This window comes from Nonomuraea africana (assembly GCF_014873535.1).
GTDB classification, from domain to species: Bacteria; Actinomycetota; Actinomycetes; order Streptosporangiales; family Streptosporangiaceae; genus Nonomuraea; species Nonomuraea africana.
In genome coordinates, this window is sequence record NZ_JADBEF010000001.1 from 2,281,307 (window position 1) to 2,303,432 (window position 22,126).

The window sequence follows — 22,126 nt, forward strand, 5'->3', positions numbered from 1 at the left end:
AGGTCTGACAGGGTGAGGTGGGCCACAGATGGGCGCGTTGCGCACACCGCGGGAGCAGTGGATCGAGGAGGGGCTGCGGGCGCTGGCCGCAGGCGGTGTGGACGCGGTGCGGATCGAGGCGCTCGCCAAGGCGCTGGGGGTGACCAAGGGGGGCTTCTACGGCTACTTCGCCGACCGCGACGCACTGCTGACCGAGATGCTGGACACCTGGGAGCGCGAGAGCATCGACGACGTAATCGACCGAGTCGAGCGGGAGTGCGGCAACCCGCGCGACAAGGTCCGCCTGGCCGGGCAGCTCACCTTCTCCAGCGACCGCCTGCTGCCCATCGACCTGGCCATCCGCGAATGGGCCCGCCGCGACCACACCGTCGCCGCCCGCCTGCGCCGCGTGGACAACAAGCGCATTCAGTTGGCGCGCGACGCGATCAGCACCTTCTGCGCCGACCCTGACGAGGTCGAGGCACGCGCCCTGCTCGCATTCTGCACGGCCATCGGCAGCCACTTCCTCGCCGCCGACCACCCCGGCCGCACCCGCGCCCCGGTCATCGCCCGCGCCGCCGACATCATCCTCGACCTCCCACGTAACCCCGGTGGATGACACCTCCCCAGACCCCTGCCCGCCGCCGGCAACGCCGGGGTGCTCATGACGCGCCAGCCGGATGCGGTGAAGCGCGCTGCTGCTCCCTCGCTGTTCGGCTTGACCGCACGGCGGACCCGTCGGCGACCTGGCCGGGGTCGAGGAGTCGGTCACGCGGCGCTACCTGTGCCGCCGGCCCACCCCCCGGGGGAGCGCGCCGCGCACGCCTCGCGGCTGGCTGAAGCTGCGCGGCGTGACCCGCAACAATCTGCGCGACCTCGAGGTGGACGTGCCTCTCGGCGTGTTCACCGCGATCACCGGCGTGCCGGGCTCGGGCAAGACGACCCTGCTCGACGCGCTGGCCGCCACCGACGAGGCCGACCGGGTGGTGCGGGTCAACCAGCAGCCCATCGGCCACACCCCTCGCTCCAACCTAGCCACCTACACCGGGCTGTTCGACATCGTCCGCAAGCTGTTCGCGGCCACCGACGAGGCCGGGCGACGCGGCTACGACGCCGGACGCTTCTCCTTCAACGTCCAGGGCGGGCGCTGCGAGACGTGCAAGGGCGAGGGCTACGTCTCCGTCGAGCTGCTCTTCCTGCCCAGCACCTACGCCCCCTGCCCCGACTGTCACGGCGCCCGCTACAACCCCGCCACGCTCGAGATCGCCTACCACGGGCGGACGATCGCCGAGGTGCTCGACCTGACGGTGGACGACGCCTACGCGTTCCTGCCCGCGGCACGACGGTCGCTGCGAACGCTGCGCGACGTCGGTCTCGGCTACGTGCGGCTCGGCCAGCCCGCCACCGAGCTGTCGGGCGGCGAGGCCCAGCGCGTCAAGCTGGCCGCCGAACTCCAGCGCACCGGCAAGGGGCGCACTCTGTACCTGCTCGACGAGCCCACCGCGGGGCTGCATCCCGCCGATACCGAGGTGCTGATGCGGCAGCTCGGCGCCCTGGCGGACGGCGGCGCCACCGTCGTGGTCGTCGAGCACGACCTCGACGTCATCCTGGCCGCCGACCACGTCATCGATCTGGGGCCCGGCGGCGGTGAGGAGGGCGGCAGGATCGTCGCCCACAGCACGCGCGACGAGGTCGCCGCCGCACCCGGCAGCCGCACCGCTCCCTACCTGCGAGCCCACCTCTGGAACCCGCCTCCCGGCTGTCGCCGCCGGATTTCCGCACCGTCCTTGACAAAAAAAGTTGTCGGTGGGAGGCTGGAGCCACACCGCAAGGAACACCGACAAGGAGATCGACATGCGAAAGATCGTGGCCTGCTTCTTCATCTCCCTCGACGGCGTCGTCGAGTCGCCCGACCAGTGGCACTTCCCCTACTTCAACGACGAGATGGGCGCCGCGATCGGCGCGCAGATGGCCGAGTCCGACGCCATGCTCATGGGCCGCGTCAACTATGAGGAGTGGGCCGCCTACTGGCCGGCCAAGAGCGGCGAGGGCGACCACTTCGCCGACCACATCAACAACGTGAAGAAGTACGTCGTCTCGAACACCCTCGACTCGGCCGACTGGACCAACACCACGCTCATCAAGGGCGACTCCTTCGTCGAGGAGCTCACCGCGCTGAAGCGGCAGGAGGGCGGCACCATCTCGATGAGCGGCAGCGCCACCCTGGTCAGGTCGCTGCTCGAGCACGACCTGCTCGACGAGCTCTACCTCATGGTCCACCCGATCGTCGTCGACGCCGGCCAGCGGCTGTTCGAGGGCACCGGCCAGATCCCGCTCAAGCTCGTCTCGTCCACGACCTTCGAGACCGGTGTCCTGTCCCTCACCTACTCCACGGAGACGAAGTGACCACCAAGACCGTCGCCGACAAGCTGCTCGTCAAGCCGGGCACGACCCTGTGGCTGTCGCACCCCGACAGGCTCGCGCTGGTCGGGCCGCTGCCCGACGGCGTGCGGGAGGCGGCGGGGCCGCAGGAGGCCGCCGTGGCGCTCGTCTTCGGCGACGACGCCGCCTCGCTGAGGGAGGTCCTCGCCGAGCACGAGGACGGCATCGCCACCCCGCCCGTGGTCTGGGTCGCCTACCCCAAGGCCAACAAGACCGACATCAACCGCGACACCGTCTGGCCGATCGTCGGCGAGTTCGGGCTGCGTCCCAACGGCCAGGTCGCCATCGACGAGGTCTGGTCGGCGCTGCGCTTCAGGGCGCTGAAGCCGGGTGAGGCCCCCTTTGCCGGAGGCAGGTGAGCCTCACGCCTTGCGGTAGACGGAGACGGAGAACGGCCGGTGCGTGTCGGTGTCGACCCGGCCGGCGACGGGTGAGAGCGAGTGGTCGGCGTCGGCGAACCTGTGCAGGCTCGCCGCCTCTGGCCACGGATGCACCAGCACCAGCACCCCGCCGTCGGCCAGCAGCCCGACCAGCCGCTCCGAGGCCTGGCGAAGCCGTCCCGCCCTGCCCACGTAGTAGAGCGTCTCCGCGCAGAACACCAGGTCGAACCCCTCCTCAAGACCATGGCTGAGGAGGTCGGCGTGGACGAAACTGGCTTTCTCCGTCCGCTTCCTGGCCCGCTCCAGCGCTCGCGTGGAGATGTCGATCCCGGTGACCTCGGCGTCGGGGAACCGTCCCACCAGAGCGTCGGTGAACACCCCTTCCGCGCACCCCACCTCCAGAATCCGCCGGTACGGCAGGCGGGGAACCGCGTCCAGCGTCGTGGCGTACTTGTGCCGCTCGTAGTCGTCGGTCCCGAGCTTCCACGGATCGGGCGTGCGGTGCCACCAGTCGAAGTAACGGCGCAGAAAGACGCCCTGCCCTCGACGGGAGAGCAGGGACATCATCCGGAAGAACGCCCGGTGAATCCGCTCCGCGAGCTCCGACATCGGTCCCCCTTGATCGAGAAGCGCTCAAGGGCAACCTAGGATCTGGATCGCCGACCGGCTAGTACTGTCGCCGTGTTCCCTTGTACGTGGCCCGATGCGCGCCGGTCCCGGTGAGGGAGCGGACCGACAGCTCGTCGAACCTGTCGGCGTCCGGCTGCTCCTTGCTCAGCAGCGCTCCCGCCACCGCGCACAGGAAGCCGAAGGGGATCGACACCAGCCCCGGGTTCTCCATCGGGAAGACGGCGAAATCGACGCCACGGGGGAGTAGCGACAGGCTGGCCCCGGTGACCGGGTCGACCTTCCCCGACACCACGGGGGAGAAGAACACCAGCAGCAGCGACCCGGACAGCCCGCCGTACACCCCCGCGACGACGCCGGTGGAGTTGAACCTCTTCCAGAACAGCGACAGCACGATCGCCGGCAGGTTCGCCGAGGCGGCCATCGCGAAGGCCAGCGCCACCAGGAAGGCGACGTTCTGGTGCCGGGCCACCACGGCCAGCACGACCGCCAGCAGGCCGATCACCAGGGCGGAGAAGCGCGCGACCCCCACCTCCTGCGACTCCCTCGGCCTGCCGAACATCAGCACGTGGCCGAAGTAGTCGTGGGCCAGGGAGGTGGAGGAGGCCATGACCAGACCCGAGACCACCGCCAGGATGGTGGCGAAGGCGACCGCGCCGATGAAGGCCAGCATGAGGTCGCCGCCGACGGGGCCGCCGACGTACTCGCCCAGGACCTGCGCCAGTTGCAGGGCCGCGGCGTTGCCCGCGGGGTCCTGGGCGGCGATCGCCTCCCGGCCGACCAGGGCGGTCGCGCCGAAGCCCAGCGCCAGCGTCATCAGGTAGAAGACGCCGACCAGGCCGATGGCCCAGTTGACCGAGGCGCGGGCGGCGCGGGCGTCGGGCACGGTGAAGAACCTCGTGACGATGTGCGGCAGGCCCGCCGTGCCCAGGACCAGCGCCAGGGCGAGGCTGATGAAGTCGAGCTTGTTCAGCAGTGTCCTGACGGGGTCGCCCTCGACGTCCTGGGCGAACCTGCCGCCCGGCTGCAGGAAGTCGGGCCGGCCGCTGGCCTTGGCGGCGGCGCCCAGCATCTCGCTCAGGTTGAACCCGAACCTGCCCAGCACCAGCACGGTCAGCACGATCGTGCCCGTCATCAGCAGCACGGCCTTGATGATCTGCACCCAGGTGGTGCCCTTCATCCCGCCGAACATCACGTAGAAGATCATCATCGCGCCGACCGCGACGATCGTGACGACCTTGGCGGTGTCGGTGGAGACGCCGAGCAGCAGCGACACCAGCGCGCCGGCGCCCACCATCTGGGCCAGCAGGTAGAAGACCGAGACGGTGACCGTGGAGATGACCGCGGCGGTGCGGACCCTGGGCTGCTGCCGTACGCGGTAGGACAGGACGTCGGCCATCGTGAACCTGCCGGCGTTGCGCATCAGCTCCACCAGCAGCAACGTCAGCAGCCACGCGACCAGGAAGCCGATGGAGTAGAGGAAGCCGTCGTAGCCCGACAGCGCGATGATGCCCGCGATGCCGAGGAACGAGGCGGCCGACATGTAGTCGCCGGCCAGCGCCAGGCCGTTCTGCGGGCCGGAGAAGGTCCTGCCGCCCGCGTAGAAGTCTTCGGCGCTGCGGGTGTGGCCCCTGGCCCAGAAGGTGATCACCAGCGTGATCACGATGAACAGGATGAACAGGCCGAAGGTCAGCACGGTCCCGCTCATCGGCGCCGCCTTCCGTGTCGGGGCTGGGGGGACCAGTTCTCGATGCGCCTGCGCTCGGCGAGCATCTGCTCGTGCCGCTCCAGTTCGGCCTGGCGCTGGTCGGCCTCGTCGCGCAGCTGCGCCGCCAGGGGATCGAGCATCCTGCGGGCGTAACGGGTGTAGCGCCAGGCCAGGACGAAGGTGGAGACGAACTGCAGGATGCCGAGCAGCAGCGCGACGTTGATGTTGCCGATGGCCGGATAGGCCATGAAGTCACGGGCGAAGGCCGACAGCGAGATGTAGAGGAAGTACCAGCCCAGGAAGGAGGCGACGATGCCGATCGCCAACCGGCGAAAGCGCGTTCTGAGGAGGCGGAACCTCCGGTCCTGGACCACATCCGCATACGGCCCCGGTGAGCCGTGACGCCCTGAGCCACCCATCATGCGGCCCTCCCTGACTGTGATCACCCTCTGTGTCGGTGCGACTCCACAGTGAGATGAAACGATACGGACGGCTCCGCGCTTTTTCCGGGAAATGCGGGAACTCCCACTGCGCCCCCTGCCGGTCGGAGAAATGTCGGCGCCGTGAGGTTGAATGCAGGGATGGATCGACAGTTGACAGTGATGGCCGTGCACGCACACCCCGACGACGAGGTGATCAGCACCGGCGGCATCCTCGCCCGCTACGCCGCCGAAGGCATCAGGACGGTGCTGGTCACGTGCACCAACGGTGAGCAGGGCGACGGGCCCGGCGGGGTGAAGCCGGGCGACCCCGGCCACGACGACGCCGAGGTCGCCGAGCGGCGGCTGGCCGAGCTGCGCGAGTCCGTGGCGCACCTGGGCATCGAGCACGTCGAGCTCCTCGGATACCGCGACTCCGGCATGGACGGGTGGGAGGGCAACGCCCACCCCGACTCCTTCTGGAACGTGCCGGTGGAGCGGGCGGCGGCCCGGTTGGCGGAGTTGATGGAGCACTACCGGCCGCAGGTCGTGGTCACCTATGACGAGACGGGCGGCTACGGCCACCCCGACCACATCCAGGCCCACCGGATCGCGGTGGCGGCGACGGAGTCGACCGGCATTCCGGACAAGCTCTACTACACGGCCGTGTCGCGGGCCGGGGTCCAGGAGATGTTCGAGTACATGCGGACGGCGGGCATCGAGATGGACGAGGTCGAGCTGCCCGACGACTTCGGCACACCCGACGAGCTGATCACCACGGTGGCCGACGTATCGCCGTATGTGGAGCACAAGGTTAAGGCGTTGCGCGCGCACGCCAGCCAGAGCGACAGCATCTTCCTGCTGCAGATGCCTGAGGAGGCCCAGCACCGCGTCTTCGCGACGGAGTCCTTCGTACGGAAGATCTGCAAGGTCGCCGCCCCCGACCACGAGGACGACCTGTTCGCGGGCCTGCGCGACTAGCCCGCCCCTCGGACGGCGCTTCTCGGGCCTTTCTGCCGGAGGGCGCCGTCTTCGAGCAGCTCCCCTCGGACGGCGCCGCCGTCGAACGGCCCCCTCGGACCGCTGTCGGCGGGCGGATTCCCCTGGAAGACCCTTGGATCGCCCCCCTCGAACGGCCCGGCTGGGCGGGCGCCTTCCCCCGGCGGCCCTCCCGAATGTGGCCACCCCTGGGCAGCTCTCCCCAGTGGGCGCCATCCCTGAGCGGCTCCTTGAGGCGGTCCTCGGGGCTGCCTCAGGTGCTCGCTCCGGGCGGTCCTCGGAGGGTGGCGCCGTCTCCTGGAGGTGCCCCTCAGACGGCCCTTCCGAGATAGCGCTTTCTCTGGCTGCCTCCGGGATCTCCGGGTTCACAGGAAGAACTGCAGCGGTCAGGTGGGGGATTCCTGGAGGACCCAGCCATTTCCGTCGGGGTCGGAGAAGAAGGCGAAGGAGTTCCATCGGCCGCCGGGGCCGTCCGCCAGTGTCCCGTCCTTCTCGTAGTGCTGGATGCCGCTGACCTCGACGCCCCGCTCCACGAGCTGCGCGCGGGCGGCGGCGATGTCGCGGACCACCAGCTGCAGCCCCTGCACCACGCCCGGCGGGGTGCTGACCGGCGCACCGATGACGATCGAGCAGGCCGAGCCGGGCGGAGTGAGCTGCACGATCCGCACCGTGGCGTTGACCTGCGTGTCGTGGTCGGCGTGGAAGCCCGCCTGCTCGGTGTAGAACCGCTTGGCCCGCTCCACGTCGGCGACGGGGACGGGCACGACCTCGAGCTTCCATTCCATGGCGGACCTGTCCACGAGGGCACGGCTCCTTCACGAGAGCAGGGTGATGGTCCTCCAGATGGTAAGCAACGTGTTGCCGATGGCATAGGGCATGGTGTGGCCGAGCACCGTCACCTGCCTCTTGGCCGCGTCGGTGACCTGTGGCTCGTATCCGCATCGTGCGCACCGCTCGAAGGGCCTCACCGAGTGCGGAGAACGACGAGGAGCCCGCCATGGCGACCCCGAAAGCGATTGGCGACTTCAACGGCGACATCAGGGGAGAACTCGTCCTGGCTCTGTTCGAGCAGGACCGTCCTGCCACATGGTGGGCCTTCGACGGCGATCGGGAGATCGCCCGTTTCCCCGCCTAGAGGGACGTGGTCTTACCGAACACGCCTGGATCGGGTTCGGAGCCGGATGAGCCAGGCTGCGACTATGAGGGCGCCGCGCCGCCGACGAGCGCCGCCTGCAGCAGGGCGCGTGCCGACCAGCACATGGTCTCCACCGCCTCTTCATGGGAGAGGCTGGCGATGTCGGTGAGCCATATCAGCGCTTCGATGCCGCTGGCGGATCGGATCGCCACGGCAAGCCGATGCACATCGATCTCTGGGTTGGTCTCACGCAGGGGTGCCAGGGCGTCCTCGATCCAGCCGATGGCTCGCCCTTGGCGGAGAACCGGCTGGTCGGCGTCTTCGGCCGGTTCCAGCGACAGACGCAGGGACGTGCGCAGTTGCGGCTCCCACTCGACCGTCATCCGGGTGAAAGTCCTCATGACCAGGTCGAGCCGAGCCTGCGGATCGCTGGGCGCATTCTCGGGCAGCAGCGACTGCCGCTGGGTCTCGGGATGTACGGCAAGCAGCAGCGCGCGCTGATTGGGGAAGTACCGGTACGCCGTCGTCCGGGAGATCCCCGCTGCTGCCGCGGCCTTCTCCACGGTGGGGATAAGCCCCTGGGTCAGCAGCTCACGCGTGGCCGAGATGAGCGCTTGACGCGTGCGAGCCTTCTGCTGATGACGGCCACTCAATTCATATGGTACGGACATTCCCATCATGGTACCTTCGTCCCATGGGACTTGAGTCCCATATCGGAGTCCCATATCGGCGTCAGTGACATGACGAAGCAGACCGGGTGATGCGCTCATGGACCACGATCCCACCGCGACGAATCCCGACCTCTATCGACTGATCTTCGAGAACGAGCGCATCCGTGTCCTGGAGTACAAGGACAAACCGGGCGACAAGACCACACCCCATCGGCATCCCGACAGCGTCATGTACACGCTGAGCTCCTTCAAGAGGAGGGTTGCGGCCGGCGCCCGACAGGTGGATGTCGAACTCCAGGCCGGGCAGGTGCGATGGGTCGGTGCTCAAGAGCATTCCGGCGAGAACATCGGCGTCACCGACACACACACGATCTTTGTTGAGCTGAAGGAACCACCGGCGAACGGCTCGCCATCGCCCGACAGCCCTCTGGGGCCTTCTGCTCAGAAGTAGGTCGCGTCCCTACCAACCCAATGTGCCGCTCCTGACGTCGATCGAGAGACCAAGGGCCCGCGGCCCTCGTCGGGATGCCCGGCGTGGAGAGCCAGGCCCAGGTGACGCGCTCGTCCAACGATCACGTGGTGCCGCACGCTTGGCGCGACCCGAAGGAACCTCACCACACCACCAGAATCGAGACGATCACATCATGGCAAGTGTTGGCACCAGCCGTACATCCACAGCAATGGCCTTATGCCGCGCGCTATCGGTCAGCACTCCGCTCGCACTGACCGCAACACTGTGCGCCGTGGTCCCCGCCCATGCCGGCAGCACCACGGCGGCCGCGACGAGCGCCTGCGGCATCCGGCCCTACGGCCTGATCGGCGCGCGGTGGAGCGAACTCGGCGGCGAGAACAGCGCGCTGGGCTGCCCGCGCACCTCCGAGGTGGACGTCTACCTGAACGGTGTCTGGGCCGGACGCAGGCAGAACTTCCTGCGCGGGCAAATGGTCTGGTCACCCCGGCAGGGGCCCAAGTTGGTGGTGTCGGCCTGGTCGATCGGCGGATACGCCTACGTCGACTGGCATACGACCGCCCCCCGCTCCTATGACCGCTTCCTCGTCCGCTGGACCAGCGCCGCGGACAGAGCCGGAACCCAGCGAGACCTCGGCGGCGGCACCGGCGGCCGGATGCGGGTCCGCGTGATGACCACCAGCGGCTACCGATTCATCGTCGAAGGCTGCGACAACGGAACCTTCAGCTCCAGCTGCAAGCAGGGCTGGACCCTCTCGGTGACCGCCTGATGGAAAGGGTCTCGAGGAACGCCCTGCTGGCCATCGCTCTCGTCATCTCGTCCGGCTGCGGCCAGGCGGGATCCGGCCTACCTTCGCAGAGCCCACCGCCCGGGGACGGTCAGAGCGCAACGGCGGCACCCGCCCAGGAGTCCTGCGGAGAGACCGCCGACAAGGTCACGCAGCATGCGCGGCAGCCCGAAATCCGATCGGTCACCATGCAGGGCCAGTGCACGCTGGTGTCGATCGAGACCACCCTCGGCGACGGCGAGTCGAGCACCGCCAAGAAGATCTGCGATTCGGCAGCCGAGGTGGCCTACTCCGGCGACACCAACTCCATCAGTGTGCAGGGCAGATCCGGCAAGGAACTCTCCGTGGGAATCGCCGGCGCCAAGTGCCTGGCACAGCCGTGAATCGCGGCTCTCCGCAATCCGGGGTGAGGCGGATGGCCCTATCGTGTCCGAGCGCGGCGGTGTCGCCCCGTACGCGCCCAGCCGCGCCCGATCACGCCGCGACACGTCTGGTCGCCACAAGATAGGACCTGGTCATCTCCAGGGACAGCCCGATCGCGACGACCCCGAGAACTCCGTGGTACCACTGCCAGCCCACGCCGATGCCGACGAACCCGTCCACGATCATGATCCCCGCACCGCCGACGACGGCCAGCAGCATCCCGGCCAGCACGAGCAGCATCAACGGTCTCGGCGCCCGGCGCCCCAGCGCCGTGACCGTGGCGATGGCGACGCACGCACCCAGCACGCCGGTCGCGGCTGCGAGCCACTGCCCGGCGGCCGCGTCCATGAAGTAGCCTTCGGTCTCCGCGGCAGATACCGGCGGGCCGCCAGGGAACCCGAGCCGGGCCTGCAGGGCGAAGGCGACCTTCCCCGCGGCGTACCCGAGGAACAGCACCGCCATCGCGTACGACGGCCAGCTTCGCGGGCGATCAGAATCAACCATGACTGCGACCGTAGAGGCCGCACAGCGGCCATCACTCCCCATGGTGAGGGAGGCGCCTCCCCTACAAGGGGGAGCTCCAGGAGGGCGCTCGCCACAGCACCGCATCAGGATCACTCGGTTCCCGCCCGCGCCAGCTCACTTCGGAGCGCCAGGACGGGGAAGATGTTCCGCCGCCGAGCTCATCAAGGCGCACCAGCGGGGGGTGAAGGTGCGCGTCCTCGTGGACGGAGATCAGCGCGGCGCGGCCGTCGCCACCCAGCTCGCGGCCGCGCTCGGCACCGACGTCGCCGGCGACTCGTGGCTGCACGTGTGCACCGGGCCGATGTCGGGCGGCACCGCGGCGTGCATCGGTGACAAGGGCCAGCACAACAAGTTCTACCTGTTCTCCCGCGCCGGGGAGGCCTCCGGTGTGGTCGTGCAGTCCTCGGCCAACCTCACCGACCTGAACTCCGGGCGGCGCATCTCTTCTCGAAAGACGTCGTCGCTCGCGAGCGGCGGACTCGATAGAGCAGGTGCAGCACCCGGTCGCCCTGGATCACCACGTGCGGGTCCTCGAGCAGATGCTGGGCATCGACCGACCCGAAGTACCGCTTGCCTGAGCCGAAGACCACGGGCACGACATCCATCGCCACCTCGTCCACCAGACCGAGGGCGAATGCCTGCCCGCCGACGTCGCCGGCCGCCACGGCGACGGTGCGCTCCCCGGCCAGTTCCTTGGCCTTCGCGATCGCCTGGGCCGCATCGTCGACGAAGTGGTACGACGCCTCGGGGTGCCACCCGTCGGGCTTGGGCCGGTGCGACTCCACGACCACGTGTTCGCCCGCCGGCGGCGACCCCTCCCAGCCGTTGGTCATGTCGAACAGGTGACGCCCGATCACCATCGACCCGATGCTCGCCCACATCGGCTTGACGTACTCGGCCGAGGCCTGCGACACCTTCCCCACACCACCTTCGCCGAGCTCGACGTCGCCGTTGGAGTACCAGTCGAACAGCGGGCCGACCTGATCCTCCGCGTCGGCGATGAAGCCGTCCACCGACACGACGTTGTGCATCACCACGGTGCTCATCACATCTCCCAGGTGTTCCGAGGGGTTGGCCTTGCTCCGTTGTGAACCCGTTGGCCGGGCTCTCCTTTGCGGGTCGGCCGAGCCCTTGTCACTCAACGGCGTCGGCGGAACGCCCATCCGGCTTCAAGCCGATCTGCCAGATGGTCGAACGCCTCGGCCGGGATGTCCAGCAGGACGTCCACCCCGCCGACCGTCCTGCGGGACGCGGCTCTCCCGCTCCTGCCCGACGTGCTCTTCGAACGCTCGCTCACCCCCGACCTACATCATGCGTGCGCGGCTGCTCTGCTTCGCCGCAGTCCTCCCCACGCCGCGGGTCGGCATGATCGGAGCGCTCCTGTCCACGGCACCGCCACCTACGATCCGGAGTTCCCCTCGGCCTGCACGGACAGGTGTTCATGGCGATAGACCTGACCCTGCTGGGCGCGACAGCGGCGGCACTGCGCCGCCCCCAAGACCCACACTCCCTGACCATGAGCCCGGCCGCGTTTGTGTGATCCCCACAACTCCGGCCGCGAAGCACGCTTAGTCCCCGACATGACAGTTTCCGGGAGCAGCCGACAGTATGGAGGCCGGTTGGGGCGGGACGGCCGCCGTGTTCCACGTCTTCGAAAGGCCCGCTCAGTGTTCAGTCGTGTCGCCATCGTCAACCGCGGTGAAGCCGCCATGCGGCTCATCCACGCCGTTCGGGACCTAGCCGCGGAGACGGGAACACGGATCGAGACTGTCGCCCTGTACACGGACTCCGACAGAACGGCCACGTTCGTCCGCGAGGCGGACCTCGCCTACGACTTGGGGGCCGCCGCGAACCGGCCCTATCTGGACCATGCGGTCCTCAAGAAGGCCCTGGTCGAGACCGGCGCGGACGCGGCCTGGGTCGGTTGGGGCTTCGTGGCGGAGGACCCGGCGTTCGCCGACCTGTGCGCCGAGATCGGCGTGACGTTCGTCGGCCCGAGCGCCGAGGCGATGCGCAAGCTGGGCGACAAGATCGGGTCGAAGCTGATCGCCGAAGAGGTCGGTGTGCCCGTCGCGCCGTGGAGCCGCGGTCCGGTGGAGACGCTGGAGGAGGCGAAGACGGCGGCGGACCGGATCGGCTATCCGTTGATGCTGAAGGCGACCGCGGGCGGCGGTGGTCGCGGTATTCGGATGATCTCCAACGCCGACGAGCTGACCCAGGCCTACGAGCTGACGCGCAGGGAAGCCGCGCGCGCGTTCGGCAGTGGCGTGGTGTTCCTGGAGCGCCTGGTGACGGGCGCCCGGCACGTCGAGGTGCAGGTCATCGCGGACGGGCAGGGCACCGCGTGGGCGCTGGGCGTGCGCGACTGCTCCGTGCAGCGGCGTAATCAGAAGATCATTGAGGAGTCCGCCTCCCCGGTCCTCGACGCCGAGCAGGTCGCCGAGCTGAAGGCATCGGCCGAGCGGCTCGTGCTCGCGGTGGGCTACCAGGGCGCGGGCACCATCGAGTTCCTCTATCACCCCGGTGAGCGGCTGTTCGCCTTCCTCGAGGTCAACACGCGCCTGCAGGTCGAACACCCGATCACCGAGATCACCACCGGCGTCGACCTGGTGAAGGCCCAGTTGCACGTCGCGGCGGGCGGCAAGCTCGAGGGTGACGCGCCCGAGGAGTGGGGTCACGCCGTCGAGGCGCGCCTCAACGCCGAGGACCCCGACCGCGACTTCACACCCTCGCCCGGCCGGATCTCGCGGCTGGCGCTGCCCAGCGGCCCCGGCATCCGGGTGGACACCGGGTTCAGCGAAGGTGATGTGATCCCCGCCGACTTCGACTCGATGATCGCCAAGATCATCGCGCACGGCCGTGACCGCACGGAGGCGTTGGCGCGCCTGCGCCGCGCGATGACACAGACGACTGTCATCATCGAAGGCGGCGTGACGAACAAGGGCTTCGTCCGCATGCTGCTCGACGAGCCCGCGGTGATCGACGGGTCCGCCGATACCGGCTGGATCGACCGCGTGCGCGCCCGGGGCGCTCTCGTGTCGCACCAGCACTCCGCGATCGCGCTGATCGCCGCCGCCATCGAGGCCTACGAGGACGAGGAGGCCGTGACGCGGCAGCGCTTCCTGTCCACCGCGCACGGCGGCCGTCCGCAGTCGCAACACGAGAGCGGCCGGGCGCTGGAGCTCAAGCTCCGCGACGTCGGCTACCGCGTCCAGGTCGCCCGCACCGGCGGCCACCGGTTCCGCATCGGCATCTCGGCGGGCGGCCCCGAGCACGCGGCCGACGTCGACGTCGAGCGCTTCGACGAGCACAGCGGCCAGATCACCGTGAACGGCGTCCGTTTCAAGGTCGTCACGAGCACGCACGGCCCGATCCACCTGGTCGAGGTCGACGGCGTCACGCACCGGATCAGCCGTGACGAGGGTGGCATCGTGCGCTCGCCGGTGCCCGCGCTCGTGGTGGCCACGCCGTTGCAGGCGGGCGACGAGGTCGAGGCCGGTGCGCCGCTGCTCGTGGTCGAGAGCATGAAAATGGAGACCGTGCTGCGCGCGCCGTTCCGCGCCCGCGTGCGGGAGCTCGCGGTGTCGGTCGGCAGCCAGGTGGAGGCGGGCGCCCGCCTGCTCCGCCTGGAGCCGTTGGGCGATGGCGACGAGACGGCCGGTCCCGCCGCCGTGGCCGAGGAGGTCGAGCTGGATCTGCCGTCCGAGCCGGTGGACGTGCCCGCGGCCGCGCGTGCCGCGCGGGGCCTGCAGGACCTGCGCAGCCTCCTGCTGGGCTTCGACATCGACTCGCAGAACGAGAGGCGCCTGCTCGCCACCTACCTGGACGCGCGCGCCGAGCTGGTGGCGGAGGGCCGACACGAGCCGGCCGGAGAGGTCGAGCTGCTGAGCCTGTTCGCCGACCTGAGTGAACTGAGCCGCAACCGGCCCGCCGGCGAGGAGTCGAAGTCGGACTCCGCGGTGCACAGCCCCCGCGAGTACTTCCACACCTACCTGCAGTACCTCGACGCGGACCGGGCCGGGCTGTCGGAGAGCTTCCGGCAGCGGCTCACGCACGTGCTGTCCCGCTACGGCGTCGAAAGCCTGGACCGCACGCCGGAGCTGGAGGACGCGGTCTTCCGGATCTTCCTGGCCCAGCAGCGCGCGTCCACCGACGTCGCCGTGGTGACGACCCTGCTGCGCCAGTGGGTGAAGGAGGCCCCGCCCGCCGAGGCGGACCGCGTCACCGTCGGCCTGGCGCTGGAGCACCTGGTCGCCGCCACCCAGGTTCGGTTCCCCGCCGTCGCGGACCTGGCGCGCGGCGTCGTGTTCGCCTGGTTCGCCCAGCCGCTGCTGCGCCGTAACCGCGCCAAGGTCTACACGGCCGTGCGCAAGCACCTGCGCCACCTCGACCAGCACCCGGGCGCGCCGGACCGCGCCGAGCGGATCTCCGCGATGGTCGCCTGCGCCGAGCCGCTCGTCCGACTGGTCGGCCAGCGGATCGGCCGTGAAGGCGCGGACCCCGTGCCGCTGCTGGAGGTGCTGAGCCGCCGCTACTACGGCAACCGTGCGCTGAGCGACCTCCGGGTGAGCAAGGTGGCGGGTTGTACGTTCCTCGTCGCCGATCACCGTACCGCGACCGGCAACGGCCGCGTCGTGACCACCGCGGTCGACTTCCCGGCGCTGGCCGAGGCGGTCAAGGCGGTCGGCGAGTTCGCCGGTGACGGTGAGCTGGTGGCGGACGTCTACCTGACCTGGCCGGACGGCCCGAGCGACCCCGACGAGATGGCCACGCGCCTGCGCGAGGTCCTGATCAAGCAGGAATCGCCGAACCGGATGGGCCGCATCACCACGACCGTCGCGGGGAACAGCGGCGCGGTGATGCACCACCACCACTTCACCTTCCGGCCGTCCGCGGACGGCTTCGTGGAGGAACGGCTGCTGCGCGGTCTGCACCCGCGCATCGCCGAGCGCATGCAGCTGGAGCGGCTGCGCGACTTCGACCTCACCCGGCTGCCCTCACCCGACGAGGAGGTCTACCTCTTCCGGGCCGCGGCACGGCAGAACCCGTCCGACGAGCGCCTCGTCGCCCTGGGTCAGGTCCGCGACCTGACCCCGTTGCGCGACGAGGAGGGCAGGATCGTCGCGTTGCCCGCGGCCGAGGACATCCTGGCCACGTGCCTCGACGCGATCCGCAGGGCCAAGAAGCCCGGCGCGAAGACGTCGGGGACGAACCGGATCGTCATCTACGTGTGGCCGCCGACCGACCTCTCGACGGACGACCTGAACACGGTGGCGAAGCGCGTGGTGCCGACGACGGCGGGCGCGGGCCTGGAGGAGGTGCTGTTCCTCGGCAGACGCCGAGACAGCGCCACGGGCGAACTCGTCGACATCGCCGTCCAGATCGGCTACGACGTGGGATCCGGCGTGCGGCTGTCCGTCGTCCCGCCGCCGACCGAGCCCGTCGAGCCGCTGGACGACTACCGCCAGGAAGTGCTGCGCGCGCACAGCCGCGGCACCCCCTACCCGTACGAGCTGACCGACATGCTCGCCGGGCCGTTCGGTTCGTTCACCGAGTACGACCTGGACGAACACTCGAAGCTGGTGCCGGTGAACCGGCCCAAGGGGCGCAACACCGCCGCGCTCGTCGCGGGTGTCGTCAGCACGCCGACGCCGCGCCACCCGGAGGGCATGACCCGCGTCGTACTGCTGGGCGACCCGACGAAGGCGCTCGGCGCGCTGTCCGAGCCCGAGTGCGCGCGGGTGATCGCCGCGCTCGACCTGGCCGAGCGGATGCGGGTGCCGCTGGAGTGGTTCGCGCTCTCCGCGGGCGCCCGGATCTCGATGTCGTCCGGCACCGAGAACATGGACTGGGTGGCGGCCGCGCTGAAGCGGATCGTGAACTTCACCCAGGACGGCGGGGAGATCAACATCGTGGTCGCGGGCATCAACGTCGGCGCCCAGCCGTACTGGAACGCCGAGGCCACGATGCTCATGCACACCAAGGGCATCCTGGTGATGACGCCGGACTCCGCGATGGTGCTGACGGGCAAGCAGTCGCTCGACTTCTCCGGCGGTGTGTCGGCCGAGGACAACCACGGCATCGGCGGGTACGACCGGATCATGGGCCCGAACGGCCAGGCCCAGTACTGGGCGCCGGACATCCGCGGTGCGCGGGAAGTCCTGATGTCGCACTACGACCACAGCTACGTCGCGCCGGGGGAGAGCGGGCCGCGCAAGACGGTCACCAGCGACCCGGTGGACCGCGACGTGTCGACGTTCCCGCACGCCGCGCCGGACAGCGACTTCACGACAGTGGGTCAGATCTTCTCCGCCGAGTCCAACCCGGACCGCAAGAAGCCGTTCGACATCCGCACGGTCATGCGCGCGCTGTCCGATCAGGACCACCCGGTGCTGGAGCGATGGGCGGGCATGGCCGACGCGGACACCGCCGTGGTCCAGGACGTCCACCTCGGTGGCCGGCCGGTGTGCCTGCTGGGCATCGAGTCCCGGTCCGTGCCGCGTCGCGGATTCCCTCCCACCGACGGCCCGGACACCTACACCGCGGGCACCTTGTTCCCGCGCTCGTCCAAGAAGGCCGCTCGGGCCATCAACGCCGCCAGCGGCAACCGTCCGCTGGTCGTGCTGGCCAACCTGTCAGGGTTCGACGGGTCGCCCGAGTCGATGCGCAAGCTGCAGCTGGAGTACGGCGCGGAGATCGGCCGCGCGGTGGTGAACTTCAAGGGGCCCATCGTGTTCTGCGTGATCTCGCGGTACCACGGCGGCGCGTTCGTGGTGTTCTCCAAGGCGCTCAACCCGAACATGACCGTGCTCGCGGTCGAGGGCTCGTTCGCCTCGGTACTCGGCGGTGCTCCGGCCGCCGCGGTGGTCTTCACGCGGGACGTCGACAAGCGGACCGGCAACGACCCCCGCGTACTCGCGCTCGCCGCCCGTGTCGCGGAGGCGCCGGCTGCCACGCGGGCCGCGTTGGCCGCCGAGCTGGCCGAGCTGCGGGCGTCCGTGCGGGCCGAGAAGCTCACCGAGGTGGCCACCGAGTTCGATCGCGTGCACAGCATCCAGCGGGCGGTCGATGTCGGCTCGGTGGACGCGATCATCAGCTGCGCCGAGCTGCGGCCGCGGATCATCGAGACGGTCGAGAAGGGCCTCGCCCGACAAGTCTGACCTGGCGCTGAAGCCGGACGCCTGTGCCTTGTCGGGCGGGCGTCCGGCTGCTCGCGTTCCCGCGCAGGCAGCCGGTGAACGCGAATCACTCGCCGCACCTGGATGGGGGAGGCGCGAGCGCTACCACGTGGCGATCGCCGCGGCCGTCACGGGCACGTTCACCTGGACGGGCGCGGTGGGCGAGCTGGTGCTGTCGGGTGTGGTGGCGGTCGCGATCGGCGTGGCGGTGGGCTGGGCGGCCGACAAGCTGATGGGCTTCGTCGCCGACGCGACCCTGCAGATCGGGCTGTCGCTGCTGCCGTTCGTGAGCTACGCGCTGGCCGACGATCTGAGGGTTCAAGTTAGGAAGGTTTCCTAACTTCCTTGACAGTCGCCCGAACCGCTTGCCAGGATGCCGATTAAGCGGCTTGGCGCGGCGTCGGCGACGACGTGACGCGCTCAGTGATCTCTGCCCCGGCCGTGCGTCGTGTGTAGTTCCCCTATGCCTTGGAGCTCTCGATGCCGCGTGTGCTGCTGTTATCCCTCCTCCTCGTGGCTGGGCTGCTCGTCGGCCCCGCCACCTCCTCCACCGCCTCCTCCTCCGCGTCCGCCACTGCCGCCGAATCCCTGCTCTCGCAGGGCCGACCGGCGACCGCCTCCTCCGTCGAGGACGCCACCCTGGGCGCCGCGAACGCCTTCGACGGCGACCTCACCGCCACCCGATGGGCCTCGGCCGAGGGCCATGACCCCGAATGGCTCCAGGTGGACCTCGGCGCCGTCACCCCGCTCACCCGGATCAAGCTGACCTGGGAGGCCGCGTACGGCAGGGCCTACCAGATCCAGGCCTCCAGTGACGGCGCCGCCTGGACCACCCTCTACTCCACCTCCAGCGGCGACGGCGGCACCGACGATCTGACCGTGTCGGGCTCGGGCCGCTACGTCCGCGTGTACGGCACCGCCCGCGGCACCTCCTACGGCTACTCCCTGTACGAGATGCAGGTCTACGGCGAGGGCGGGGGCGGCAACCCCGGCGGCCCCGACTACCAGGCCGAGGACGCCACGCTCTCCCAGGCGAGCGTCGCGAGCAACCACGCCGGGTTCACCGGCAGCGGCTTCGTCGACTACGTCAACACCGTGGGCGGCTACGTCGAGTGGACGGTCACCGCCGCCACCGCGGGCGCCCACACCCTGACCTTCCGCTACGCCAACGGCACCACGGCCAACCGGCCGCTGGCCGTCGCGGTGAACGGCGCCGCCGCCGTCAGCCGCGACTTCCCCGGCACCGGCGCCTGGAGCACCTGGGCGGACGTCTCGCTCACGGCGACGCTGAACGCCGGCGCCAACACCGTGCGGGCCACCGCCACGGCCGCGAGCGGCGGCCCCAACCTGGACCGGCTCACGGTCGGCCCCGCCTCGGGCGGCGGCTCGTTCGTGGTGGCGGCGGCCGGCGACATCGCCGAGCAGTGCACCGCGAGCTCCAGCTCGTGCATGCATCCCAAGACCGCCAACCTGGTCAAGACGATGAACCCCGAGTTCGTCATCACGATGGGCGACAACCAGTACGACGACGCCAGGCTGCAGGACTTCACCGCCTACTACGACAAGACGTGGGGCGCGTTCAAGAGCAAGACCCGTCCGGTGCCCGGCAACCACGAGACCTACGACCCCGCGGGCTCGCTGGCCGGCTACAAGTCGTACTTCGGGTCGATCGCCTACCCCAACGGCAAGAGCTACTACAGCTACGACCACGGCAACTGGCACTTCGTCGCCCTCGACTCCAACGCCTTCGACCAGAGCGCGCAGATCACCTGGCTCAAGGCGGACCTGGCCGCGAACACCAAGCGCTGCGTGGCCGCCTACTGGCACCACCCGCTGTTCAGCTCGGGCGAGCACGGCAACGACCCCGTCAGCAGGCCGGTCTGGCAGATCCTCTACGACAAGCGGGCCGACCTCGTGCTCAACGGCCACGACCACCACTACGAGCGCTTCGGGCCGCAGAACCCGAGCGCCCAGGCCGACCCGAACGGCATCGTCGAGATCCTCGGCGGCATGGGCGGCGCGCCGCCGTACAACATCGAGAACGTGCAGCCCAACAGCCAGAAGCGGCTGTCGGGGACCTTCGGCGTGGTGAAGCTCAGCCTCGGCGAGAGCACCTTCTCCTGGCAGCTGGTCGGCGTCGACGGCGCGGTCAAGGACACCAGCCCGACCTACACCTGCCACTGATCGATGTACATCGCAGGATTCCGTTATCGCGGGCTGACCATGGCCGTGCCGGCGAACGTGCTGGCGCTGGGCATGGTCAGCCTGGTGACCGACGTCTCCTCCGAGATGGTGACCGCGGTCCTGCCGTACTACGCGGTCCTCGTGCTGGGGCTGAGCCCGCTGGCCTACGGGCTGCTGGACGGGCTCTACTTCGGGGTGACCGCGGTGGTACGGCTGGCCGCCGGGCACGCCGCCGACCGGTGGCAGCGCCGCAAGCTGGTCGCGGGGCTCGGCTACGCGCTGTCGGCGGTGTGCAAGCTCGGCCTGATGGCGGCGGGCGGCTCGGTGGGGCTGCTCGGCGCCGTCGTGGCCGCCGACCGGACCGGGAAGGGCCTGCGCACCGCGCCCCGCGACGCGCTGATCTCGCTCAGCGCCGCGCCCGAGACGCAGGGCCAGGCCTTCGGCGTCCACCGGGCGATGGACACCGTCGGCGCCTTCCTCGGTCCGCTGGCCGCCTTCGCGGTGCTCGGCGCGACGGGCGCCTACGACGTGGTGTTCGTGGTCAGCTTCGCGATCGCCGTCTTCGGCGTCGTGCTGCTGGTGCTCTACGTCAGGGAGCAGCCGTCCGCCGTGACGCCGGTGCCGCGGGTGCGGCCGAGGGTCGGCCTGGCGCTCCTGCGCGAGCCGCGCTTCCGCCGGATCTGCCTGCTGGCCGCCGCGCTCGGGCTGGTGACGGTCAGCGACCCGTTCGTCTACCTGCTCCTGCAGAAGGGCACCGGCATCGCGCCCGAGCACTTCCCGCTGCTGCCGCTCGGCACGGCCGCCGTCTACCTGCTGCTGGCCGTGCCCGTAGGGCGGCTGGCCGACAGGTGGGGGCGCATCCCCGTCTTCATGCTCGGCCACCTCGCGCTGGTCGGCGTCTACGCGCTGCTCGGCGGCGGCGCGCCGTACTGGCTGGTCCTGGCGATGTTCGGGCTCTTCTACGCGGCCACCGACGGCGTCCTGATGGCCGCCGCGGGCCCGCTGCTCCCCGCCCACCTGCGCACCAGCGGGCTGGCGCTGCTGCAGACGGGACAGGCCGTCGCCCGCATGCTCTCCTCGATCATGTACGGCGCCGCGTGGACGTTCTTCGGGCCCGTTCCCGGGCTGGTCGTGATGGGCGCGGGCATCGTGGCCTGCCTGGGGTTCTGGAAGGTGGTCCGATGAGGAAGGCGCTGATCCTCGCCGTGACGCTGCTCGTGCTCGGCGGCGGCGCGCTGTTCTACGCGGTGCGCGCCGCCAGGGTCGCCCCCGCGCAGGAGGCGGCCTTCGACCTCGCCAAGCCCGGTCAGATCGTGGTGCGCGACCACGCGAGCGGCCTCGTGCGCGGCAGCCGTACCAGGTGCGAACGGTTCGCCACCGCCTCGGGGACGGGGGTCTGCCTGGTCACCGAGGTCGCCAAGACCTACGCCGTCGTGGTGGACAGGACCATGAAGGAGATCAGGCGGCTGCACATCGCGGGGATCCCGAGCCGCGCCAGGGTGTCGCCCTCCGGGCGGATGATCTCCTGGACGGTCTTCGTCACAGGTGACTCCTACAACAAGGGCGGCTTCTCCACCTGGACCGGGATCCTCGACAACCGCACCGGCTACGCGATCACCAACATGGAGGAGATCCCGCTGACCAAGGACGGCCGCCGCTACTTCTCCGCCGACGTCAACTACTGGGGCGTCACCTTCGCCCGCGACGACAACCGCTTCTACGCCACCGTCTCCACCCGCGGCAGGACCTACCTCGTGGAGGGCGACTACGGCAGGTGGCAGGCGCGCGTGCTGCGAGAGAACGCCGAGTGCCCCTCGCTGTCGCCGGACGGCAGGCGCCTGGTGTTCAAGAAGCTCATGCCGGGAGGCGCCTGGCGGCTGCACGGCCTCGACCTGGCGACGATGGAGGAGACGCCGCTGGCCGAGCGCGCCGCCATCGACGACCAGGCCGCCTGGCTCGACGACCGCACCGTCATGTACGCCAAGGGACCCGATGTGTGGGCCGTGCCCGCCGACGGCACCGGCTCCCCCCGCCTGCTGGTCGCCAACGCCTCCTCGCCCTCCGCCGTCCGCTGAGCCGTCCGCCGTCCGCTGATCGGAGTACATTCGCGGCATGCGCTCAGTGCTCGTGCTCCTGGCGGTCGCGATGGTTGCGGAGTGGCCGAGTCCGCGCTGCTGGGCAGGCTCGACGCGTGGCTCGG

Annotated in this window: 21 protein-coding genes and 1 pseudogene; 14 read left to right on the forward strand and 8 right to left on the reverse strand. The window is 70.0% G+C overall.

Annotated elements, in window-relative coordinates:
- Positions 1-28: 28 nt before the first annotated feature.
- The 4 genes and pseudogenes from H4W81_RS10680 (at position 29) to H4W81_RS10695 (ending at position 2,780) form a co-directional block, all read left to right on the forward strand.
- Positions 29-598: a TetR/AcrR family transcriptional regulator gene (locus H4W81_RS10680; RefSeq protein WP_192774661.1), complete on the forward strand. Its 570-nt coding sequence runs from the start codon at positions 29-31 to the stop codon at positions 596-598.
- A gap of 106 nt (positions 599-704) precedes the next feature.
- Positions 705-1,721 (forward strand): annotated as a pseudogene (locus H4W81_RS10685) (ATP-binding cassette domain-containing protein); the annotation flags it as partial.
- A 112-nt stretch (positions 1,722-1,833) separates the two neighbouring features.
- Positions 1,834-2,385, forward strand: coding sequence for a dihydrofolate reductase family protein (locus H4W81_RS10690; protein ID WP_192774662.1), 552 nt, complete (start codon positions 1,834-1,836; stop codon positions 2,383-2,385).
- Complete coding sequence (locus H4W81_RS10695; protein ID WP_192774663.1) at positions 2,382-2,780, forward strand: hypothetical protein; 399 nt, start codon at positions 2,382-2,384, stop codon at positions 2,778-2,780. Before H4W81_RS10690 ends, H4W81_RS10695 begins: the two co-directional genes overlap by 4 nt.
- A 3-nt stretch (positions 2,781-2,783) precedes the next feature.
- Here H4W81_RS10695 and H4W81_RS10700 read toward each other — a convergent pair whose 3' ends face one another.
- From H4W81_RS10700 to H4W81_RS10710, 3 genes are read right to left on the reverse strand one after another with little or no spacing between them, the layout of a single operon-like run.
- Positions 2,784-3,410, reverse strand: a complete 627-nt coding sequence (locus H4W81_RS10700) for a class I SAM-dependent methyltransferase (RefSeq protein WP_192774664.1) — start codon at positions 3,408-3,410, stop codon at positions 2,784-2,786.
- 58 nt (positions 3,411-3,468) lie between these two features.
- Positions 3,469-5,136 carry a solute symporter family protein gene (locus H4W81_RS10705; RefSeq protein ID WP_192774665.1) on the reverse strand — a complete coding sequence of 556 codons (1,668 nt, stop codon included), beginning with the start codon at positions 5,134-5,136 and terminating at the stop codon, positions 3,469-3,471.
- The gene (locus H4W81_RS10710; RefSeq protein WP_420538716.1) at positions 5,133-5,462 is read right to left on the reverse strand and encodes a DUF485 domain-containing protein; all 330 of its coding nucleotides are present in this window, start codon (positions 5,460-5,462) and stop codon (positions 5,133-5,135) included. The genes H4W81_RS10705 and H4W81_RS10710 overlap by 4 nt, the downstream gene beginning before the upstream one ends.
- Positions 5,463-5,717: 255 nt before the next feature.
- Here H4W81_RS10710 and H4W81_RS10715 point away from each other — a divergent pair, with 255 nt between their 5' ends.
- Complete coding sequence (locus H4W81_RS10715) at positions 5,718-6,536, forward strand: PIG-L family deacetylase (protein ID WP_192774666.1); 819 nt, start codon at positions 5,718-5,720, stop codon at positions 6,534-6,536.
- Positions 6,537-6,940: 404 nt separating this feature from the next.
- Here the strand turns inward: H4W81_RS10715 and H4W81_RS10720 are convergent, their stop codons facing one another.
- On the reverse strand, positions 6,941-7,354 hold the full coding sequence (locus H4W81_RS10720) for a VOC family protein (protein ID WP_318781653.1): 414 nt from the start codon (positions 7,352-7,354) through the stop codon (positions 6,941-6,943).
- 197 nt (positions 7,355-7,551) lie between these two features.
- Here H4W81_RS10720 and H4W81_RS10725 point away from each other — a divergent pair, with 197 nt between their 5' ends.
- Positions 7,552-7,689 (forward strand): hypothetical protein, encoded by a 138-nt coding sequence (locus H4W81_RS10725; RefSeq protein ID WP_192774667.1) that lies wholly within the window; start codon positions 7,552-7,554, stop codon positions 7,687-7,689.
- Between the two features lie 62 nt (positions 7,690-7,751).
- Here the strand turns inward: H4W81_RS10725 and H4W81_RS10730 are convergent, their stop codons facing one another.
- Positions 7,752-8,360, reverse strand: a complete 609-nt coding sequence (locus H4W81_RS10730; RefSeq protein WP_192774668.1) for a TetR/AcrR family transcriptional regulator — start codon at positions 8,358-8,360, stop codon at positions 7,752-7,754.
- 97 nt (positions 8,361-8,457) lie between these two features.
- On the opposite strand from H4W81_RS10730, the gene H4W81_RS10735 reads away from it, so the two are divergent.
- From H4W81_RS10735 to H4W81_RS10745, 3 genes are all read left to right on the forward strand, one after another.
- Positions 8,458-8,811, forward strand: coding sequence for a cupin domain-containing protein (locus H4W81_RS10735; protein ID WP_192774669.1), 354 nt, complete (start codon positions 8,458-8,460; stop codon positions 8,809-8,811).
- Positions 8,812-9,103: 292 nt separating this feature from the next.
- Positions 9,104-9,598 (forward strand): LGFP repeat-containing protein, encoded by a 495-nt coding sequence (locus H4W81_RS10740; RefSeq protein ID WP_225958546.1) that lies wholly within the window; start codon positions 9,104-9,106, stop codon positions 9,596-9,598.
- Positions 9,598-9,999: a hypothetical protein gene (locus H4W81_RS10745; RefSeq protein ID WP_192774671.1), complete on the forward strand. Its 402-nt coding sequence runs from the start codon at positions 9,598-9,600 to the stop codon at positions 9,997-9,999. Before H4W81_RS10740 ends, H4W81_RS10745 begins: the two co-directional genes overlap by 1 nt.
- 91 nt (positions 10,000-10,090) lie before the next feature.
- Here H4W81_RS10745 and H4W81_RS10750 read toward each other — a convergent pair whose 3' ends face one another.
- The 3 genes from H4W81_RS10750 to H4W81_RS10760 all read right to left on the reverse strand — a co-directional run bounded on the left by H4W81_RS10750 (position 10,091) and on the right by H4W81_RS10760 (position 11,861).
- A complete protein-coding gene (locus tag H4W81_RS10750; RefSeq protein ID WP_225958547.1) occupies positions 10,091-10,543 on the reverse strand; it encodes a hypothetical protein in 453 nt (150 codons plus the stop codon).
- Between the two features lie 434 nt (positions 10,544-10,977).
- Positions 10,978-11,610, reverse strand: coding sequence for a dihydrofolate reductase family protein (locus tag H4W81_RS10755; RefSeq protein WP_192774673.1), 633 nt, complete (start codon positions 11,608-11,610; stop codon positions 10,978-10,980).
- A gap of 92 nt (positions 11,611-11,702) precedes the next feature.
- A complete protein-coding gene (locus H4W81_RS10760; RefSeq protein ID WP_192774674.1) occupies positions 11,703-11,861 on the reverse strand; it encodes a hypothetical protein in 159 nt (52 codons plus the stop codon).
- Between the two features lie 370 nt (positions 11,862-12,231).
- On the opposite strand from H4W81_RS10760, the gene H4W81_RS10765 reads away from it, so the two are divergent.
- From H4W81_RS10765 to H4W81_RS10785, 5 genes are all read left to right on the forward strand, one after another.
- Entirely contained in the window at positions 12,232-17,724 is a 5,493-nt protein-coding gene (locus H4W81_RS10765; protein ID WP_192774675.1) for an ATP-binding protein, read from the forward strand.
- A gap of 127 nt (positions 17,725-17,851) precedes the next feature.
- Positions 17,852-18,082, forward strand: a complete 231-nt coding sequence (locus H4W81_RS10770; protein WP_192774676.1) for a hypothetical protein — start codon at positions 17,852-17,854, stop codon at positions 18,080-18,082.
- A 140-nt stretch (positions 18,083-18,222) separates the two neighbouring features.
- Positions 18,223-19,926: a discoidin domain-containing protein gene (locus H4W81_RS10775; RefSeq protein WP_192774677.1), complete on the forward strand. Its 1,704-nt coding sequence runs from the start codon at positions 18,223-18,225 to the stop codon at positions 19,924-19,926.
- A gap of 3 nt (positions 19,927-19,929) precedes the next feature.
- A complete protein-coding gene (locus H4W81_RS10780; protein WP_192774678.1) occupies positions 19,930-21,111 on the forward strand; it encodes an MFS transporter in 1,182 nt (393 codons plus the stop codon).
- Complete coding sequence (locus tag H4W81_RS10785; protein WP_192774679.1) at positions 21,108-22,001, forward strand: TolB-like translocation protein; 894 nt, start codon at positions 21,108-21,110, stop codon at positions 21,999-22,001. The genes H4W81_RS10780 and H4W81_RS10785 overlap by 4 nt, the downstream gene beginning before the upstream one ends.
- The last annotated feature ends 125 nt before the right edge of the window (positions 22,002-22,126 follow it).

Coding starts and splice junctions, on each gene's coding strand:
- H4W81_RS10680 (WP_192774661.1), top strand. CDS start 29: ATGGGCGCGTTGCGCACACCGCGGGAGCAGTGGATCGAGGAGGGGCTG.
- H4W81_RS10690 (WP_192774662.1), top strand. CDS start 1,834: ATGCGAAAGATCGTGGCCTGCTTCTTCATCTCCCTCGACGGCGTCGTC.
- H4W81_RS10700 (WP_192774664.1), bottom strand. CDS start 3,410: ATGTCGGAGCTCGCGGAGCGGATTCACCGGGCGTTCTTCCGGATGATG.
- H4W81_RS10705 (WP_192774665.1), bottom strand. CDS start 5,136: ATGAGCGGGACCGTGCTGACCTTCGGCCTGTTCATCCTGTTCATCGTG.
- H4W81_RS10715 (WP_192774666.1), top strand. CDS start 5,718: ATGGATCGACAGTTGACAGTGATGGCCGTGCACGCACACCCCGACGAC.
- H4W81_RS10725 (WP_192774667.1), top strand. CDS start 7,552: ATGGCGACCCCGAAAGCGATTGGCGACTTCAACGGCGACATCAGGGGA.
- H4W81_RS10730 (WP_192774668.1), bottom strand. CDS start 8,360: ATGTCCGTACCATATGAATTGAGTGGCCGTCATCAGCAGAAGGCTCGC.
- H4W81_RS10735 (WP_192774669.1), top strand. CDS start 8,458: ATGGACCACGATCCCACCGCGACGAATCCCGACCTCTATCGACTGATC.
- H4W81_RS10745 (WP_192774671.1), top strand. CDS start 9,598: ATGGAAAGGGTCTCGAGGAACGCCCTGCTGGCCATCGCTCTCGTCATC.
- H4W81_RS10750 (WP_225958547.1), bottom strand. CDS start 10,543: ATGGTTGATTCTGATCGCCCGCGAAGCTGGCCGTCGTACGCGATGGCG.
- H4W81_RS10755 (WP_192774673.1), bottom strand. CDS start 11,610: ATGAGCACCGTGGTGATGCACAACGTCGTGTCGGTGGACGGCTTCATC.
- H4W81_RS10775 (WP_192774677.1), top strand. CDS start 18,223: ATGCCGCGTGTGCTGCTGTTATCCCTCCTCCTCGTGGCTGGGCTGCTC.
- H4W81_RS10780 (WP_192774678.1), top strand. CDS start 19,930: ATGTACATCGCAGGATTCCGTTATCGCGGGCTGACCATGGCCGTGCCG.
- H4W81_RS10785 (WP_192774679.1), top strand. CDS start 21,108: ATGAGGAAGGCGCTGATCCTCGCCGTGACGCTGCTCGTGCTCGGCGGC.